The 14,889-nt window shown below is 72.9% G+C and carries 13 protein-coding genes; 10 read left to right on the top strand and 3 right to left on the bottom strand.

The features are described 5' to 3' along the window. Positions 1–79 precede the first annotated feature (79 nt). Together JYJ93_RS40795 and JYJ93_RS14045 are read left to right on the top strand one after the other, a co-directional pair. Positions 80–1,507, top strand: a complete 1,428-nt coding sequence (locus JYJ93_RS40795) for a S41 family peptidase (protein WP_206791035.1) — start codon at positions 80–82, stop codon at positions 1,505–1,507. 94 nt (positions 1,508–1,601) lie between these two features. Further along, positions 1,602–2,072, top strand: coding sequence for a DUF6321 domain-containing protein (locus JYJ93_RS14045; protein ID WP_206791033.1), 471 nt, complete (start codon positions 1,602–1,604; stop codon positions 2,070–2,072). A 16-nt stretch (positions 2,073–2,088) separates the two neighbouring features. On the opposite strand, the gene JYJ93_RS14040 is transcribed toward JYJ93_RS14045, so the two are convergent. Then, positions 2,089–3,585, bottom strand: coding sequence for an NAD(P)/FAD-dependent oxidoreductase (locus tag JYJ93_RS14040; protein ID WP_269012745.1), 1,497 nt, complete (start codon positions 3,583–3,585; stop codon positions 2,089–2,091). A gap of 130 nt (positions 3,586–3,715) precedes the next feature. Between JYJ93_RS14040 and JYJ93_RS14035 the strand changes: the two genes are divergently transcribed. Continuing rightward, positions 3,716–4,237, top strand: coding sequence for a GNAT family N-acetyltransferase (locus tag JYJ93_RS14035; protein ID WP_269012747.1), 522 nt, complete (start codon positions 3,716–3,718; stop codon positions 4,235–4,237). Between the two features lie 27 nt (positions 4,238–4,264). On the opposite strand, the gene JYJ93_RS40590 is transcribed toward JYJ93_RS14035, so the two are convergent. Beyond that, positions 4,265–6,148: a collagen-like protein gene (locus tag JYJ93_RS40590; protein ID WP_277989466.1), complete on the bottom strand. Its 1,884-nt coding sequence runs from the start codon at positions 6,146–6,148 to the stop codon at positions 4,265–4,267. Between the two features lie 184 nt (positions 6,149–6,332). Here JYJ93_RS40590 and JYJ93_RS14025 point away from each other — a divergent pair, with 184 nt between their 5' ends. Then, positions 6,333–6,857, top strand: a complete 525-nt coding sequence (locus JYJ93_RS14025; RefSeq protein WP_206791028.1) for a tail fiber protein — start codon at positions 6,333–6,335, stop codon at positions 6,855–6,857. Positions 6,858–6,908: 51 nt separating this feature from the next. On the opposite strand, the gene JYJ93_RS14020 is transcribed toward JYJ93_RS14025, so the two are convergent. After that, entirely contained in the window at positions 6,909–7,544 is a 636-nt protein-coding gene (locus tag JYJ93_RS14020; RefSeq protein WP_120563765.1) for an HTH domain-containing protein, read from the bottom strand. Positions 7,545–7,735: 191 nt separating this feature from the next. Here JYJ93_RS14020 and JYJ93_RS14015 point away from each other — a divergent pair, with 191 nt between their 5' ends. The 6 genes from JYJ93_RS14015 (at position 7,736) to JYJ93_RS13990 (ending at position 14,860) form a co-directional block, all read left to right on the top strand. Beyond that, positions 7,736–10,219, top strand: a complete 2,484-nt coding sequence (locus JYJ93_RS14015) for a ribonuclease H-like domain-containing protein (protein ID WP_206791026.1) — start codon at positions 7,736–7,738, stop codon at positions 10,217–10,219. 13 nt (positions 10,220–10,232) lie between these two features. Beyond that, positions 10,233–11,843 carry a hypothetical protein gene (locus JYJ93_RS14010; protein ID WP_269012753.1) on the top strand — a complete coding sequence of 537 codons (1,611 nt, stop codon included), beginning with the start codon at positions 10,233–10,235 and terminating at the stop codon, positions 11,841–11,843. A gap of 247 nt (positions 11,844–12,090) precedes the next feature. Then, positions 12,091–12,750: a malonate decarboxylase holo-[acyl-carrier-protein] synthase gene (mdcG, locus tag JYJ93_RS14005; RefSeq protein WP_206791024.1), complete on the top strand. Its 660-nt coding sequence runs from the start codon at positions 12,091–12,093 to the stop codon at positions 12,748–12,750. Between the two features lie 347 nt (positions 12,751–13,097). Next, on the top strand, positions 13,098–13,838 hold the full coding sequence (locus JYJ93_RS14000) for a beta-ketoacyl synthase chain length factor (protein WP_242543796.1): 741 nt from the start codon (positions 13,098–13,100) through the stop codon (positions 13,836–13,838). Then, the gene (locus JYJ93_RS13995; protein WP_206791023.1) at positions 13,831–14,610 is read left to right on the top strand and encodes a lysophospholipid acyltransferase family protein; all 780 of its coding nucleotides are present in this window, start codon (positions 13,831–13,833) and stop codon (positions 14,608–14,610) included. Before JYJ93_RS14000 ends, JYJ93_RS13995 begins: the two co-directional genes overlap by 8 nt. After that, positions 14,597–14,860, top strand: a complete 264-nt coding sequence (locus tag JYJ93_RS13990; RefSeq protein ID WP_206791021.1) for a phosphopantetheine-binding protein — start codon at positions 14,597–14,599, stop codon at positions 14,858–14,860. Before JYJ93_RS13995 ends, JYJ93_RS13990 begins: the two co-directional genes overlap by 14 nt. The last annotated feature ends 29 nt before the right edge of the window (positions 14,861–14,889 follow it).

The raw sequence follows: 14,889 nt of genomic DNA, 5'->3' as shown, positions 1-14,889 counted from the left end.
CATCAGCGGGCAGGCCACCCCCACCCCACGCGGGGTTTATAGCGCACGCCCCGCCTCCCCCCGTCCCGCGCACGGCCGGGTGTCGGGTGGTGGAGGAAGTGGGCGCGGAGCCATTCTCCTCGTCGTCGCGGGGCTGCTCGCCGCGTGCGCCACGCCGCACGCCGCATCGAAGGCCAGCGCCGCGGACGGGTACGGCGTGTGGCGCTCGCGCGGCTACGGCTGGCTGCTCACGGTGACGCCCGAGGGACTGCGGCTGCACCACGAGACGGCGGCGGGGTGCTATCCGGATCCGGCGACACCGGCGGAGCTCATGGAGATGTTCGGTGTGCGGGAGCCGGGGCCCTCGGCGGACGTCCGGGACTTCCTCGCCGGGCCAGGGGAGACGCGCTACCGCTTCGACCGCCTGACGGCCCTGCCCGCCCGCTGCGACACGCCGCACGTGTGGAGCGCGCTGGAGATGTTCGACGTGTTCCGGGCGACCTTCGCGGAGCACTACGCCGCCTTCCCCCAGCGAGACCCGGACTGGCTGGCCCACCTGGACGCGCAGCGCTCGCGGGTGACACCGGGCATGGACGGCCGCGCGCTGTTCACCCTCTTCGCGGACGCGCTCCGTTCGCTCAACGATGCGCACGTGGAGCTGGTCGCGGACGACGCGTCCTCGGATACGTTGACGTACGAGCCCCGTCCCACGGGCACGTTCGAGATGCTGGCGGATGCGGCCGTGGCCATGGAGCGTCCCGCCAGGGAGGTGCAGCGCGAATGGATGCGCGCGTACCGCGACGGCATCCTCCAGACCGTGCTGCGCGGAGAGGGCCATCACGTCGCGAACCAGCGCATCCTCTGGGGCTTCGCCGCACCCCGCGTCGCCTACCTCAACCTGCTGACGATGGGCGGCTTCGTCGCCGGAGAGGAGGGAAAGACGCCCACGCTGGACCAGGAACTGGCCGCGCTGGAGCCGGCGCTGGACGCGGCGCTGACAGCCTTCGCGGGCGCGGACGCGGTCATCCTGGACGTGAGCAACAACCGGGGTGGCTACGACGCCGTGGCCCGCGCCGTCGCGGAGCGCTTCACGGCCCGCCCCGTGCGCGCGTACTCCAAGTGGGCGACGGGGGCGCAGGGCGTTCCGCCGCAGGTGTTCACGCTCCAGCCCTCGTCGCGTCCGTCCTTCCACGGGCCCGTGTACGTGGTGACGAGCGACGTCACGGTCAGCGCGGGCGAGGTCCTCACGCTGGCCCTGCGAGCGCTCCCGAACGTCGTCCACGTGGGCACGGCCACGCGAGGCGCGTTCTCCGACATGCTCGTCAAGCCGCTGCCCAACGGATGGACGGTGCACCTGTCGAACGAGCACTACGCCGACGCGCAGGGCCAGGAGTACGAGGCCCGGGGCCTGCCGCCCCAGCGCCCTCTGGAGGTCTTCAAGAGCGAGGACCTGTGGCACTCGCATGCGCTCGCCCTCCGTGCGCTGGCGGATTCGCTGGTGCCTCCGGAGGCGAAGCCCACGCCGTAGGAAGCAGGCAGCCTGTCACGTCGTGCCAACAGGGCCGGGACGACCTACCTCTCATGCGGAAGTCTTCACCGCTGTTCCAAGAGGAGCACGCCTGATGCCGACCCGGTCTCCCACCCGCAAGAGCGTCACGCGCACGCGGCGCCTGAAGGATCCGAAGGGCGGCCTCACCGCCGCGGGCCGTGAGTGGTTCCACGAGAAGGAAGGCGCGAACCTCAAGCCCGGCGTGAAGGGCAAGGCGGACACGCCGGAGAAGATGCGCAGGAAGGGCAGCTTCCTGCGCCGTCACTTCGCGCACCCGCGCGGGCCCATGGTGGATGACCACGGCAAGCCCACGCGCCTCGCCCTGTCCGCCCGCGCCTGGGGCGAACCCGTGCCGAAGGACAGCGCGGGAGCGAAGCGGCTCGCCACCAAGGGCACGAAGCTCCTGGAGCGCTACCACGCGGCGCAGGAGAGAGCGAAGCCCGCCGCCAAACGCTCCGGCGCCAAGAAGACGCGGACCGCCGTGGCCGCCCGCCGCGCGACGGCGAAGAAGCCCGCGACGCGGAAGCGCGCGAAGAAGTCCTGAAGCCCCGCCAATCGCCTCACGGCCGGAGCGTGCGAGGCGCGTCCGGCCGGGGAAGCGTGACGTAGTCCGACGGTTCGAAGTGCTCCACCCGGTGGCGGAAGGCCCTGGCGGTGCCGGGCCAGAGGGCGGAGTTGCGCCCCGTGGCATCCATGTACCAGCTCCGGCATCCGCCCTGGTTCCACACCGTGCCGGACAGTCGCGCCTCCAGCTCACGCACGAAGGCGTCCTGGGCACGTGGCTCCGGCTCCACCGCGGCCGCGCCCCGGGCCTCCAGGTAGCGCAGCGCGCCCAGCACGTGCTCCACCTGGGCCTCCATCATCAACAACACAGAAGTGTGGCCCAGGGTGGTGTGCGGCCCCTGAAGCAGGAAGAGGTTGGGGAAGCCGCTCACGGTGATGCCCAGGAAGGCCCGGGGACTGCCCGCCCACACCCGCGCGAGCGTCCGGCCGTCACGCCCCTGGAGGTGGTGCCCCAGCGGCATCTCCGTCGCCTGGAACCCGGTGCCGAAGACGAGCGTGTCCACCGGGTGGACCTCACCATCGCCGGTGACGACCGCGTCCTCGAGCACCTCGCGGATGGGCGCGGTGACGACCTCCACGTTCGGGCGGGTGAGGGCCGGCAGGTAGTCATCGGAGACGAGGATGCGCTTGCACCCCATCGTGTACCGGGGCGTGAGCCGCTCGCGGAGCGACGGGTCCTTCACCCCCTTCAGCATGTGCCACCGCACCCACCGCTGCGCGAGCCGGAAGATCCACGGGTGCTCGAAGGCCACGGCCAGGCTGTCGCGCAGGAGGCGCAGCGCCTCGCGCAGGAGCCACCGCGAGCCCGGCACCCACCGGTACAGGGCCTTTCGCAGGGCTCCGATGGGCTTGTCCCCCCGGGGCAGCACCCACGCGGGCGTGCGCTGGAAGAGGACGAGCCGGCCGACCTCCGGCTGGATGGCCGGTACGATCTGCACCGCCGACGCGCCCGTGCCCACCACGCCCACCTTGCGTCCGGCCAGCGCGTAGCCGGCCTCCCACCGCGCCGAATGCATCACCTTGCCCTGGAAGCGATCCAGCCCGGGCAGGGGTGGAATCACGGGCTCGCTCAAGGTGCCTACGGCGACCACGAGCGCGTCCGCGGTGAGGACGCCGTGGGACGTCTCCAGCACCCAGCGCCGCGTCGTCTCATCCCACTTCGCGGAGAGGACCGCGTGCCCGAAGCGCAGGAAGGCTTCCAGTTGGAATCGCCTGACGCAATCGCGCAGGTACGCCTGGATCTCCCAGCCCGGTGAGTAGACGCGCGACCAGCCGGGGTTCGGCGCGAAGGAGAACGAATACAGCAGCGACTGCACGTCGCACGCGCAGCCGGGATAGACGTTGTCGCGCCAGACGCCGCCCACGTCACCCGCGCGCTCCAGGATGACGAAGTCGTCGAAGCCTTCCTGCTTCAACCGGATGGCCATGCCCAGCCCGGCGAAGCCCGCGCCCACGATGGCGACGCGCACGTGCCGCGGAAGACGGGAAGACACCGGACGGACCTCCTGGGAGCGGTGGGGCACGCAGCCCCTGACCTTCATGCTGTGCACATTCCACCCGGCACGGCCCACCGGGTCGAGGGGGCTGCCCGCGCCCCGGACAGACGTGGGAGGATTCGCCGCCGTGGAGACGCCCCTGCCCTTCGCGCCCCGACTGCGCCCGGTCACGCCCGCGGATGACCCGTTCCTCTTCACGCTCTACGTGAGCACGCGCGCACGCGAGCTGGCCGCCTGGGGCCTGCCGCCCGCGCAGGCGGAGCCGTTCCTGCGCATGCAGCACCAGGCCCAGGCCCGCCACTACGCGGCGACCCATTCCCCGGAAGGCCACGCCATCATCGAGGTGGAGGGCGTGCCCGTGGGCCGCCAGTGGCTCGTGCGCACGGCCGCGGAGCTGCTGCTCGTGGACGTGTCGCTGCTCCCCGAGCATCAGGGACGCGGCCTGGGCACGCAGCTGCTGAAGGCGATTCAAGCGGAGGCGGCGCTGTCGCGCGTGCCCGTGCGGCTGCACGTCACGCGAGACAATCCGGCGCTGCGGCTCTACACCCGGCACGGCTTCACGCCCGCGCCGGGAAGCGACCCGGCGTCGCCCTACCTGGAGCTCCAGTGGCGGGCTCCGGAGGGCGACTCGGGGACCGGCGGCAGGTGAGCCCGCCGGTCCGGTGAGGGCCTTCGCTCACAGGCCCAGCAGCGACTCCGGCTCCGGGGCGATCGTCTGGATGAAGTAGCCAGCCGTCCCCGCGGTGGCGTTCCCGTTCGCCGAGGTGCCCGGGATGATGCCTCCCGCGGTGCCGCCGTTGCCGCCGCTGCCACCGCCGCCACCGGCAGAGAGGATGGTGGTCGAAGGGGACACTGCCGCCGCGTTGCTGCCAGCCCCGCCCGCCGACACATCCACGCTTCCCGTCACGGTGGGGGACACCGGGGAGATGAAGTGGACGATGCCGCCGCCGCCGCCGCCACCGCCGCCTTCACCCGTGCCGCCGTTGCCATTGAAGCCATCCGCGCCCTTGCCGCCCGGCACGCTGATGGTGCCCGCCAGGGTGATGCTCCCCTTGGCCGCGATCAGCACGACGCCGCCACCGCCACCGCCCGTGCCCACGATGGACGCTCCAGTCGTCTGCGGGTTCACGCCGCCCTCGCCCTTCGCTTCGATGGACCCGCCCGAGGTGACGCGGACGTTGGTGCGCGAGACCAGCAGCACCGCGCCTCCGCCCGCCCCGCCGTCGGCGTTCGCGCCCGCGTAGAGGCGCGCTCCCGCGCCGCCCGACGCGGACTGGACCCGGCGGACCTGGGCCGCCTGGAACATCGTCAGGCCCTCGCCTCCGTTGTAGGTGCTCGCCGCCACCCGGGCGACGCCCGCGGGGGCCTCTCCGTTACCCAGGTCCTCCGCCGCGGGCAGCACGACGATCCTCCCGCTCACGGTGATGTCCCCCGTGGCGCGCAGCACCGTGCCGCTGGGGACCCGGAGCGTTCCGGAGGCCGCGACGGTGATGGTGGTGAACTGGAGGTTGAAGCCCGCGGGAAGCTGACTCACGCCCAGCGAGGTGGAGAGGTCCACGGTCTGGCCCGCGCTCACGTTGAACGCCCCCGCGGAGCCATCGCCGTAGAGCCCCTGCGTGCCCGCGGGCCCCTGAGGGCCCTGGGCCCCGGACGCACCCGTCGGCCCGGCGGGCCCCGTTGCACCGGTGGCGCCAGCGGGTCCCACGGCGCCCGTGGGGCCGGTCGGGCCCGTCGGGCCAGCGGGGCCCGTGTCGCCCTTCGCGCCCGTTGCACCGGTGGCTCCAGCGGGGCCGACCACGCCAGTCGCTCCCGTCGGACCTGCCGGGCCCGTGTCTCCCTTCGCGCCCGCGGGGCCCGTCGCGCCAGCGGGGCCGGTCGCGCCGGTCGCGCCGGTGGCCCCCGTCGGACCTGCCGGGCCCGTGGCTCCCGTGTCACCCTTCGCACCCGCCGGACCGGTGGCTCCCACCGCGCCCGTGTCTCCCTTCGCGCCCGTAGGGCCTGCCGGGCCCGTGTCGCCCTTCGCGCCAGCGGGGCCCGTCGCGCCGGTCGCACCGGTCGCGCCCGTATCGCCCTTCGCGCCCTCCGGACCCGCGGGCCCCGTGTCACCCTTGGCTCCCGCCGGGCCCGTCGCGCCGGTGTCACCCTTCTCACCGGTGGGGCCCATGTCGCCCTTCGCGCCCGTGGGACCCGTGGGCCCGGCCGCGCCCTGCGGCCCCATCGGGCCTGTCAGACCGATGGGCCCCATGGGGCCCGTCGCGCCCGCCGGTCCCTGCACGCCTTGAAGTCCCTGGGGCCCCGGCGCGCCCTCCGCACCCGCCAGGCCCTGTGGCCCCTCGGGACCCATCAGGCCGGGTTCACCCGTGGCGCCCTTCTCACCCCGTGGGCCGGCCGGACCCGCGGGCCCCGTCGCGCCCGCGGGCCCCGGAGGACCCTCCGGTCCCGCCGGGCCATCACCCGCCATCCCCTCCGTGCAGGCGGTCACCATCAACGTCGCGCAGAGCGACAGCACGCGAAAACGCGAGAACACCCCACGCAAGGGCACGAAAGCTCGAAGTGACATGGAACAGGTCCTCCCCAAGGACAGCCGCCGCGGTGACGTGCGGCGTAGGAATTCATGCTCTCACGAACTGTGAACCTTCGCACACGCAGGGTCGGTTTCTCTGATGACGCGCCGCGCACTTTCATCGCGTGGCCGCCCATGGTCTGTTCGCTGGCTCACACAATCCGTCACACCCGGGGGCACCATGTCCGAGCCATACGTTGGGCAGATCATCATGTTCGGAGGCGACTTCGCGCCGAGGGGCTGGCTCCTCTGCAACGGTGCCTTGCTCTCCATCGCGCAGAACCAGGCGCTCTTCGCCATCCTGGGGACCACCTACGGCGGCGATGGGAGGACGACGTTCGCGCTGCCGGACCTGCGCGGCCGCTTCCCCATGGCGCCCGGCCAGGGCCCCGGGCTCGCGCCGCACACGCTGGGCGAGGCGTCCGGCCAGCCGTCGGTGACGCTCATCTCCACGCAGATGCCCGCGCACACCCACCCGCTGATGGCCAGCATGCAGGAGGGCAACTCGGAGAGCCCGGAGGGCGCGTACCTCGCGGCCTATCCCCCGGGCAGCACGCCCACGCCCTACTCGACGACCCCCAGCACGGTGATGGGCCCCCAGGCCGTGGGCATCGCCGGCGGCAGCCAGCCCGTGCCCGTCCAGAACCCGTACACCTGCGTGAACTTCATCATCGCGACGCAGGGCGTCTTCCCCTCGCGCGGCTGAGGTCCAGGACGGGAGGGCGCCGCGCCACGGACGCGGCCCCTTCCTCGCGCTTCAGGCGCCCACCACCTCCGCCCGGGTGATGCGGTCCAGCCGGAAGTGGCGCCGCTCCCCGGACGCGAGGTCCACCGCGTCCAGCCGCGTCTCGTGCCGGTCCATCACCACGGACTCGATGCGCACCTCGCGCACGGTCTCCAGGAAGTTGCCGTCCACGTAGGTGATGCGCAGCGGCTGCCGCTCGAACCACGCGCGCTCCAGGGCCTCGCGCACGGGCTTGCGCGTGGGCAGGGACGGCACGCCCAGGAACGTCAGCTCGCGCAGCCGGGCCAACAGCTCCCGCTGCGCGGACGTGGACAGCGCCGAGCGCACCTTGTCCAGCGCCGACTCCAGCGTCCCCGTGAAGGGCAGCAGCCGCATGTCGATGGCGAACCGCCCCAGCGCCACCACCAGCGCCGCCTCGCGCGCGGTGAAGTTCACCGGCGGCAGGCTGTAGCCCCGGTCCAGCGCGTAGCCACCGCCCCGGCCCCGCTCCGCGCCCACCGGCAGCGCGGCGGCGCGCAGCGCGTCCAGGTCCCGGTAGATGGTCCGCACCGTCACGCTGAAGCGCTCCGCCAGCACCTCCGCGGTGACGCCGGTGCGGCGGCCCCTCAGGTACTCGGCGAGGGCGAAGAGTCGCTCGGTGCGCTGCATGACGGTGAAACCTGACATACCGCTGTCAGCCACCGCCCTCAAGCTGGGGCCGAGCCCCAGCGATGCGAAGCCCCTCCGACAGCGCCACGCCGCTCCTGTCCGCCCACCCTTGCGAAGCGGGCACCCGCGCGCCTAAGAGCGCCGGGAGCAGCGTCCGCGCGAAGTGCCTTCCGTCCCAAGAGTCCCCGCCCATGGTCCCGCCCCCCCATCCGCTGGAGGACGAGTGGTTGTGGGGATGGGACCCCACGCCGGGCATCGTGTCCGTCTGGGCGGAGCCGGACGGGCGCGCCTTCATCTGGAAGCGGCAGCCGGGCACGCACGCGCGGCTGCGCGAGGACGCGAGGTACCGGCCCTGGCTGCTGCTCGCGTCACTCCAGGACCTGGAACACCTGGGGGACGCGCTCCGCCCGGAGGGCCCGCCGCCCGTGCCAGGCGCCGTGACGTACCGGGAGCTGGAGGGGCCCGGCGCGCTGCGCTTCCTCGTCAGCGCGGAGGACGGCCGCGCGCTGGCGTCCGCGGTGCTCAAGGGCGCATCGAAGCGGTTGGACCAACGCGTGGGCCACCTGCGCGACCTGGGCCCGGCCGCGGCGCTGGTGCTGCCTCCGGAGGAGCAGTACCTGGTGGCCACCGGCCGCACGTACTTCCGCGACCTGGTCTTCGACGACCTGCGAAGGCTCCAGTTCGACCTGGAGACCACCGGCCTGGATCCTTCCCGCGACCGCATCTTCCTGGTGGCGCTGAGGGACCCGGACGGCCGCGCGCAGACGCTGGAGGTGACGGCGGACGGCGACGCGGGCGAGGCGGACCTCCTGCGCCGGCTGGTCGCGCGCATCCGCGAGGCGGACCCCGACGTGGTGGAGAACCACAACCTGCACGGCTTCGACCTGCCCTTCCTGGACCAGCGCGCGAAGCGGCTCAACGTGCCGCTGGCGCTGGGCCGGGCGGGGCTGCCGGGCCTGCGCCACCGCCCCTCCGCCAGAGGCGCCGCGCTGAACCGGGGGCCCGGAGGCCGTGACGCGGACGCCATGCGCCGCGCGCGCTACACCGTCCCCGGCCGCGAGTTCATCGACACGCTGGACGCCGTGCGCCGCCACGACTTCGCCGCCCGCGACCTGCCGGGCCACGGCCTGAAGGCGGTGGCGCGGCACCTGGGCCTGTCCGGGCCCGACCGCGAGCTCATCCCCGGCGCGCGGATCCACGAGGTCTTCCTGAAGGACCCGGAGCGCGTGCGCCGCTACGCGCGCGAGGACGTGACGGAGGCCGCGGGGCTGGCGCACCTGCTGGGCGGCGCGGCGTTCGCGCTCGCGCGCATGGCCCCCCGGCGCTACGAGCGGCTGGCGGACGCGGGGCCGGCGACGGGCGTGTTGGACCCGCTGATGGTGCGCGCCTACGTGCGCTCGGGCGCGGCGCTGCCGGCGCACGAATCCGGCGACGGCACGTCCCACAGCGGCGCGGCGCTGCACCTGTTCGCCACCGGCGTCGCGCGCCACATCGTGAAGGCGGACGTGGCAAGCCTCTACCCGTCGCTGATGCGCCAGTACCGCATCGGGCCGAAGCGCGACCGGCTGAACGTGCTCCTCGCGCTGGTGGACCGGCTGGTGGACCAACGCCTGGACGCGAAGGGCAAGGCGAAGAAGGCCCCGCCCGGCTCCCCGGAGCGCCACACGCAAGAGGCGATCTCGGCGGCGATGAAGATCCTGATCAACTCCGCCTACGGCTACCTGGGCGCGGTGGGCCTCACCCGCTTCTCGGACGTGCACGCCGCCAACGAGGTGACGCGGCGCGGACGCGAGCTGCTGGGCCTGATGTGCCGCGAGTTGGCGCAGCGGGGCGTGACGCTGCTGGAGGCCGACACGGACGGCGTCTACTTCGCGGTGCCGGAGGCCTGGACGGAGGCGGACGAGCGGCGCGTGGTGACGGAGGTCGCGAGCCTGCTGCCGCCGCGCGTGAAGCTGGAGTTCGACGGGCGCTACGCCGCCATGCTGTCGCACGAACCGAAGAACTACGCGCTCCAGCCCTACGCCGGGCCGCTGCTCCTGCGCGGCGTGGCCTTCCGCTCCAGCCGCGCGGAGCCCTATGGAGAAGACTTCCTGCGCCGCGCCCTCCAGCACCTGCTGGCCGGCGACGTGCGCGCCGTGCGCGACACCTACGTGGACGCGGTGATGGCGCTGCGGCGGCGCCAGGTGCCCACCTTCGAGCTCTCCGCGCAGGTGCGGCTGACCAAGTCCCCCTCGCAGTACCTGGCCACGCGCAAGCAGCGCCGGGAGCTGCCGTACGAAGCGCTGCTCACGAACGGCCGCGAGCACTGGTCCCTGGGCGAGCGCGTGCGCATCTACCGCGCCACCGGCGGCCGCGCGGGCCTGCTCCCGGAAGCGCTCACCGAGGACGGCGAGATTGCCCCGCGCCCCGCGCCGGGCGAGCCCGCGGGCGACGACGCGCGCGACTACGACGTCGAGTACTACGTGCGCCTGCTCAAGGACTCGTTCGCGGCCCGGCTCGCGCGAGGCCTGGCCCCGGAGGACTTCGCGACGGTGTTCGCGGACCCCGACCAGCCCTCCCTCTTCACCCCGTCCCTCGCGGACGCGCGGCCCGTGCTCACCGTCGTGAGGGCGCCCCGGGGCCCCGGGTTCGGTGAGGACACGCAGGAAGTTGGAGCCCCGCCCTTCTCACCGTGACTGGAACCCTGCCGTGTCCCGGTTCCTCCGGGAGTCGGTGGGAGGCTTCTGCTACGGTGCGTCAACTTCGATGGCCTTCTCGTTGATGAAGCGTGTCCCGCCGCGCGCGCTGGGGGTTCCCGGCACCGTGGCCCTGCTGCTCCTGCTTCCCTGGCTCATCTATTGGAGCGCGGTCATCCACCGGTATGGCCTGCGTGACGACTACGCCATCCTGCGCGAGGCGCGCGAGGAGCCGGGGAAGATCCTCCGCGTCTGCGCCTCCCAGGGCCGCCCGCTCTACGGTTGGATGCTGGAGGCGTCCGCGAAGGCGGCCGGAGGCATCGACGGGCTGATGGGGCTGCGCCTCATGGGCGTGGCCGGGCTGGGCGTGCTCGCGGCGGCGGTGTTCCTGCTCTTGCGCAGGGAGGGCTGGCGGCCGGGCTCCGCCGCGCTCCTGGCGGGGTTCCTCACGGTGACGCCGTCCGCGCAGGTCATCGCCAACTGGAGCATCTGCTGGCCGCAGGCCCTGGCGCTGATGCTGGGCCTGGGCGCGTTCGCCTTCGCCCGCCGCGCCCTCGGTCCTCCGGGAGCGCGGGCCCCCGTCCGGTGGCCGTACGCGCTGGCCGCGGTGGGCACCATGGCCACCGCGACGCTCATCTATCAGGTGAGCGGCCTGTTCTCCGCGGTGCTGCTGGCGGCGTCGCTGGTGGTGCACCGCGACGTGTCGCTGAAGGACACCGCGCGCTGGATGCTCAAGCACCTGCTGGTGATGGGCGCGGGCCTGGCGCTCGCGTACGCCGTCACGCAGGTGCTGTTCAAGGCGGGCGTCTTCCCGCCCTCGCCCCGGATCAGCTTCGAGAAGCACTGGGTGGACAAGACCGTCTGGGCGCTCACGCACGTGTTCCCCAACGCGCTCGCGCTGTCCGCGCTCAACGAGGCGCCGGTGGGTGACATGGACGGCTACCGGGCCATGGTGGTGCTGACGCTGACGCTGTTGGGCGTGGGCATCGCGGTGGAGGGGCGCCGCTCGGGGCTTGGGGGCGTGGGGCGCTGGCTGCTGGCGCTGGTGACGCTGTCGGGCGCGGCGTACTCGGTGAGCTTCCTCGCCGGGGAGCGGTGGCCCACGTACCGCACGCTCAACGCGCTCACGGGCGTCTGGGCCGTGTTCTTCGCCGCGTCGCTGGCGAACCTGGGCACCATCTGGCCCCGGCATGGCCCGCGCATGGCCACGGCCCTGCTCACCGCGTTCGTGGCCTTCAGCGCCCTGCTCGCGCACGAGCAGTCCCTGGAGCTGTTCGCCCTGCCCCAGGGCCGGGAGCTGGCGGTGATGGAGCAGGGCGCGAGCCTCGTCGTCCCGGACAAGAAGCCGCGCGTCTTCGTCCTCACCGCGAAGCAGTCGGACTCCACCGCGCCCTTCCACTACCTGGACGAGTTCGGCTCCGTCTCCGTGGACGCGGAGTGGGTGGCCAAGGAGATGCTCAAGGCCCTGGTGAAGGAGCGCTTCCCCCGCGAGCGCGACGTGAGCGGCCTCTACCGCTTCGCCGCCGGCCCCGTCGCCCCGGAGCCGCGCAACTACGACATCCTCATCGACATGCGCCGCCAGCACGTGAGCGCCGTGAGCCCCATCCTCCAGAAGCCCCGATAGCGCACCGCGCGTCAGGGAAACCCCTGAGGCGTGCGCTCGGCTCCCACCCGGATTTCCGGGGAGATTCACGCGGACGCGAGCAACCGGCGCGGCGCGGTGCAGGATCGCTCCCACCGGCGGCGTGAATCCGGGTAATGAATCAGGGAGTGAGCACCACCGCTTCCGCTTCCGCATGTCCCGGGGGCAGCCCCGTCCCGCGTCGCGGAAGCGGGCCCGGCTTCCTCCTGGCGGCGGGAGGTGCCCGCTGATGGGCGGTGAACGTCCGGTGCGGCACGACTGGGTGTATCTGGGCGCCGGCTGGGCGCAAGCCCTGCGCTCGTCCCTGGCCCCGGACGTCCTCGCGCAGGTGACGGCGTGGCGGGATCAAGGCCGGCCCTTCGCCGTCTCCCGGCAGGACCTGCCGGACCGGGAGGACGACCTGCGGCTGGGGCTCACCCTGCCCGACCGCCGCCACCTGTCGCTGCACGTGACGCTGGCCGCCGTGGAGCGCCACCTGCCGCCGCCCACGGTGCAGGAGGTGCGCGACACGGCCCCCGCGGCCTGGGGCCCCGCCCTGGACGACGTCATCGCCCTGGGCGCCGCGCTGGATTTGACGGTGGGCGTGTTCGGTTCACTGGCCTGGCAGCACCGCTCGGGCATGCCCTTCGTGCGGCCGCTGTCGGACGTGGACCTGCTGTTCGCCCCCGCGCGCTGGTCGGACGTGGAGCGGCTGCTGTTCGGACTGGAGGCCGTGTCCCGGCGCCACTCGGTGGTGCGCCTGGATGGAGAGGTGCTGCTGCCAGACGGCGGCGCCGTGTCCTGGCGCGAACTCGCCCTGGCGCCCGAGCGCATCTGGGTCACCGGCCCCCGCGGCGCCAGCCCCCGCACGCTCCGCGAGCTGCGCGCCCTCTTCCCGCCCGAGTCCTGAGACACGCGGCGGGGAGCACGCGGCGCGTGAATACGCGCGCCCGCCGCCACGTCACGCAGGCCACCGTCACAACCCGTTTCCACCGCCCATTTCGAATGACTCGCGGAGCGCTTCACACCCCGCGCGACACACGGGCGCGTCTTCACCCTGGACAAACCCGGAAGAACGTGAAGGCCGAGGCCCCGTTGCGTCCATCCTCAACAAGAACATGGAGTTGCAACCGACGCGGGGCAGGCGGGGCGACAGGCCTCCGGCGTCCGGCCTGCTCGGACCGGGCGCCCAATTGTCACCCTGTGAATGGTTTGGTAAAGGTTGTCTTTGGGGGCGATTGGGGCCTCTCCGTCACGATGGTGGGATTCTCCGTACAGCGCTGGGCCGCCTGGGCCCCCGGACTCGTCAATCCTGCTGCCTGGGAAACGTGGCTCGCGACCCCGCATCCGCTCCCCGCGGAAGGCACGCCCGCGCTCGCGGCGATGCCCGCGATGATGCGCCGCCGGGTGGACCGGCTGGGCCGCATCGCGTTGCAGGCCGCCTATGACGCGCACGTGGACGCGCCGGACGCGCCCGTCGTCTTCGCGTCGCGTCATGGCGACCTGGGCCGCTCGGTGGAGCTGCTCACGCAGCTGGCGCGCTCGGAGCCGCTGTCGCCCACCTCCTTCAGCCTGTCGGTGCACAACGCCATCGGGGCGCTCTACTCCATCGCGCGCGGGGACACGTCCGCCTACGCCGCCATCGCCGCGGGCGAGGAGACGGTGGAGGCCGCCTTCACGGAGGCGTGTGGCCTGTTGTCCGACGGTGTCCCCCGGGTGATGGTCGTCGTCTACGACGAGCCCGTGCCCACGCCGTGGGAACACTTCTGCCGGGATGTGGCGTTTCCCCATGCATGGGCCTGCCTCCTCTCCGCCAGCACGGGCGCGGATGCCATCCACCTGGACTGCGCGGCCGGCCCCCCGGAGGCGCCCGTCGCGGCGGCGGACCCCGCGGAGCTCCCGGCGGACCTGCGCGCCCTGCGCTTCCTCGTTTCCGGCGCCTCGCGGTGGGAGCACGCGGCGGGCGGCCGGTGTTGGCGGTGGACGCGCCATGCTTGAGAAGCTCGACCGGCCGTGGCGCATCTTCGCCACCGGGTTGTCCTTCGCCACCTTCGGGCTGGGAGGGCTGGCGCTGCGGCTGCTCTACTTCCCGCTGCTGGCGCTCTTCGTGCGCGACCCGGCGCGGCAGCAGCGGCTGGCGCGGCTCGCGGTGCACTACACGTTCCGCTTCTTCATCGGCTACATGCGCGCCCTGGGCGTGCTGCGCTACGAATTGCAGGGCGTGGAGAAGCTGGCGCGCTCCGGGCTGCTCATCCTGGCCAACCACCCGTCGCTCATCGACGTGGTGTTCCTCATCTCCCTGGTCCCCAACGCGGACTGCGTGGTCAAGGCGAGCCTGGCCAACAACCCGTTCACGCGCGGCCCCATCCGGGCGACGCGCTACCTGTGCAACGACTCCGGGCCCGGGCTCATCCAGGACTGCATCGCCTCCGTGAAGGCCGGCAACAACCTCATCATCTTCCCGGAGGGCTCGCGCACGCCGCTCGACGGGAACATGCAGCTGCAGCGCGGCGCCGCCAACATCGCCGTGCGCGGCCCGTGTGACATCACGCCGGTCATCATCCAGTGCGAGCCGCGGGGCCTCACCAAGGGCACGCCCTGGTGGAAGGTGCCGGCGAAGCCCATGCACTACGTCATCCGCGTGGAGGATGACATCCACGTGCCGGCCCACGACGTGGAGGCGGGCGAGGCGGCCAGGGCCGCGCGCCAGCTCACCACCCGTTTGCACGACCATTTCTCCAGGGGGAACCAGGAACATGTTGGAGCTTGAGCAGGAAATAAAGCGGCTGGTCATCGACACGTTGAACCTCGAGGACGTCAAGCCGGACGACATCGATCCGGCGGCGCCGCTGTTCGTCGAGGGGCTGGGGCTGGACTCCATCGACGCCCTCGAGCTCGGCCTCGCGTTGCAGAAGTCCTATGGCGTCGTGCTGGCGAGCGACTCCAAGGAGAATCGCCGTCACTTCGCAAGTGTTCGGGCGCTCGCGGACTTCGTCAGCACCCACCGCACCCGTTCCTAGGCAGCCCCGTTCAAAACCAAAGCGAGGAG

The organism is Corallococcus sp. NCSPR001 (assembly GCF_017309135.1).
Classification (GTDB): domain Bacteria; phylum Myxococcota; class Myxococcia; order Myxococcales; family Myxococcaceae; genus Corallococcus.
This window is presented reverse-complemented; position numbering and strand designations above follow the sequence as displayed.

Excerpts from the sequence above, each read along its gene's own strand:
- JYJ93_RS14045 (WP_206791033.1), top strand. The coding sequence starts at position 1,602 with ATGCCGACCCGGTCTCCCACCCGCAAGAGCGTCACGCGCACGCGGCGC.
- JYJ93_RS40590 (WP_277989466.1), bottom strand. The coding sequence starts at position 6,148 with ATGTCACTTCGAGCTTTCGTGCCCTTGCGTGGGGTGTTCTCGCGTTTT.
- JYJ93_RS14025 (WP_206791028.1), top strand. The coding sequence starts at position 6,333 with ATGTCCGAGCCATACGTTGGGCAGATCATCATGTTCGGAGGCGACTTC.
- JYJ93_RS14020 (WP_120563765.1), bottom strand. The coding sequence starts at position 7,544 with ATGCAGCGCACCGAGCGACTCTTCGCCCTCGCCGAGTACCTGAGGGGC.
- JYJ93_RS14015 (WP_206791026.1), top strand. The coding sequence starts at position 7,736 with ATGGTCCCGCCCCCCCATCCGCTGGAGGACGAGTGGTTGTGGGGATGG.
- mdcG (WP_206791024.1), top strand. The coding sequence starts at position 12,091 with ATGGGCGGTGAACGTCCGGTGCGGCACGACTGGGTGTATCTGGGCGCC.
- JYJ93_RS14000 (WP_242543796.1), top strand. The coding sequence starts at position 13,098 with ATGGTGGGATTCTCCGTACAGCGCTGGGCCGCCTGGGCCCCCGGACTC.
- JYJ93_RS13995 (WP_206791023.1), top strand. The coding sequence starts at position 13,831 with ATGCTTGAGAAGCTCGACCGGCCGTGGCGCATCTTCGCCACCGGGTTG.
- JYJ93_RS13990 (WP_206791021.1), top strand. The coding sequence starts at position 14,597 with ATGTTGGAGCTTGAGCAGGAAATAAAGCGGCTGGTCATCGACACGTTG.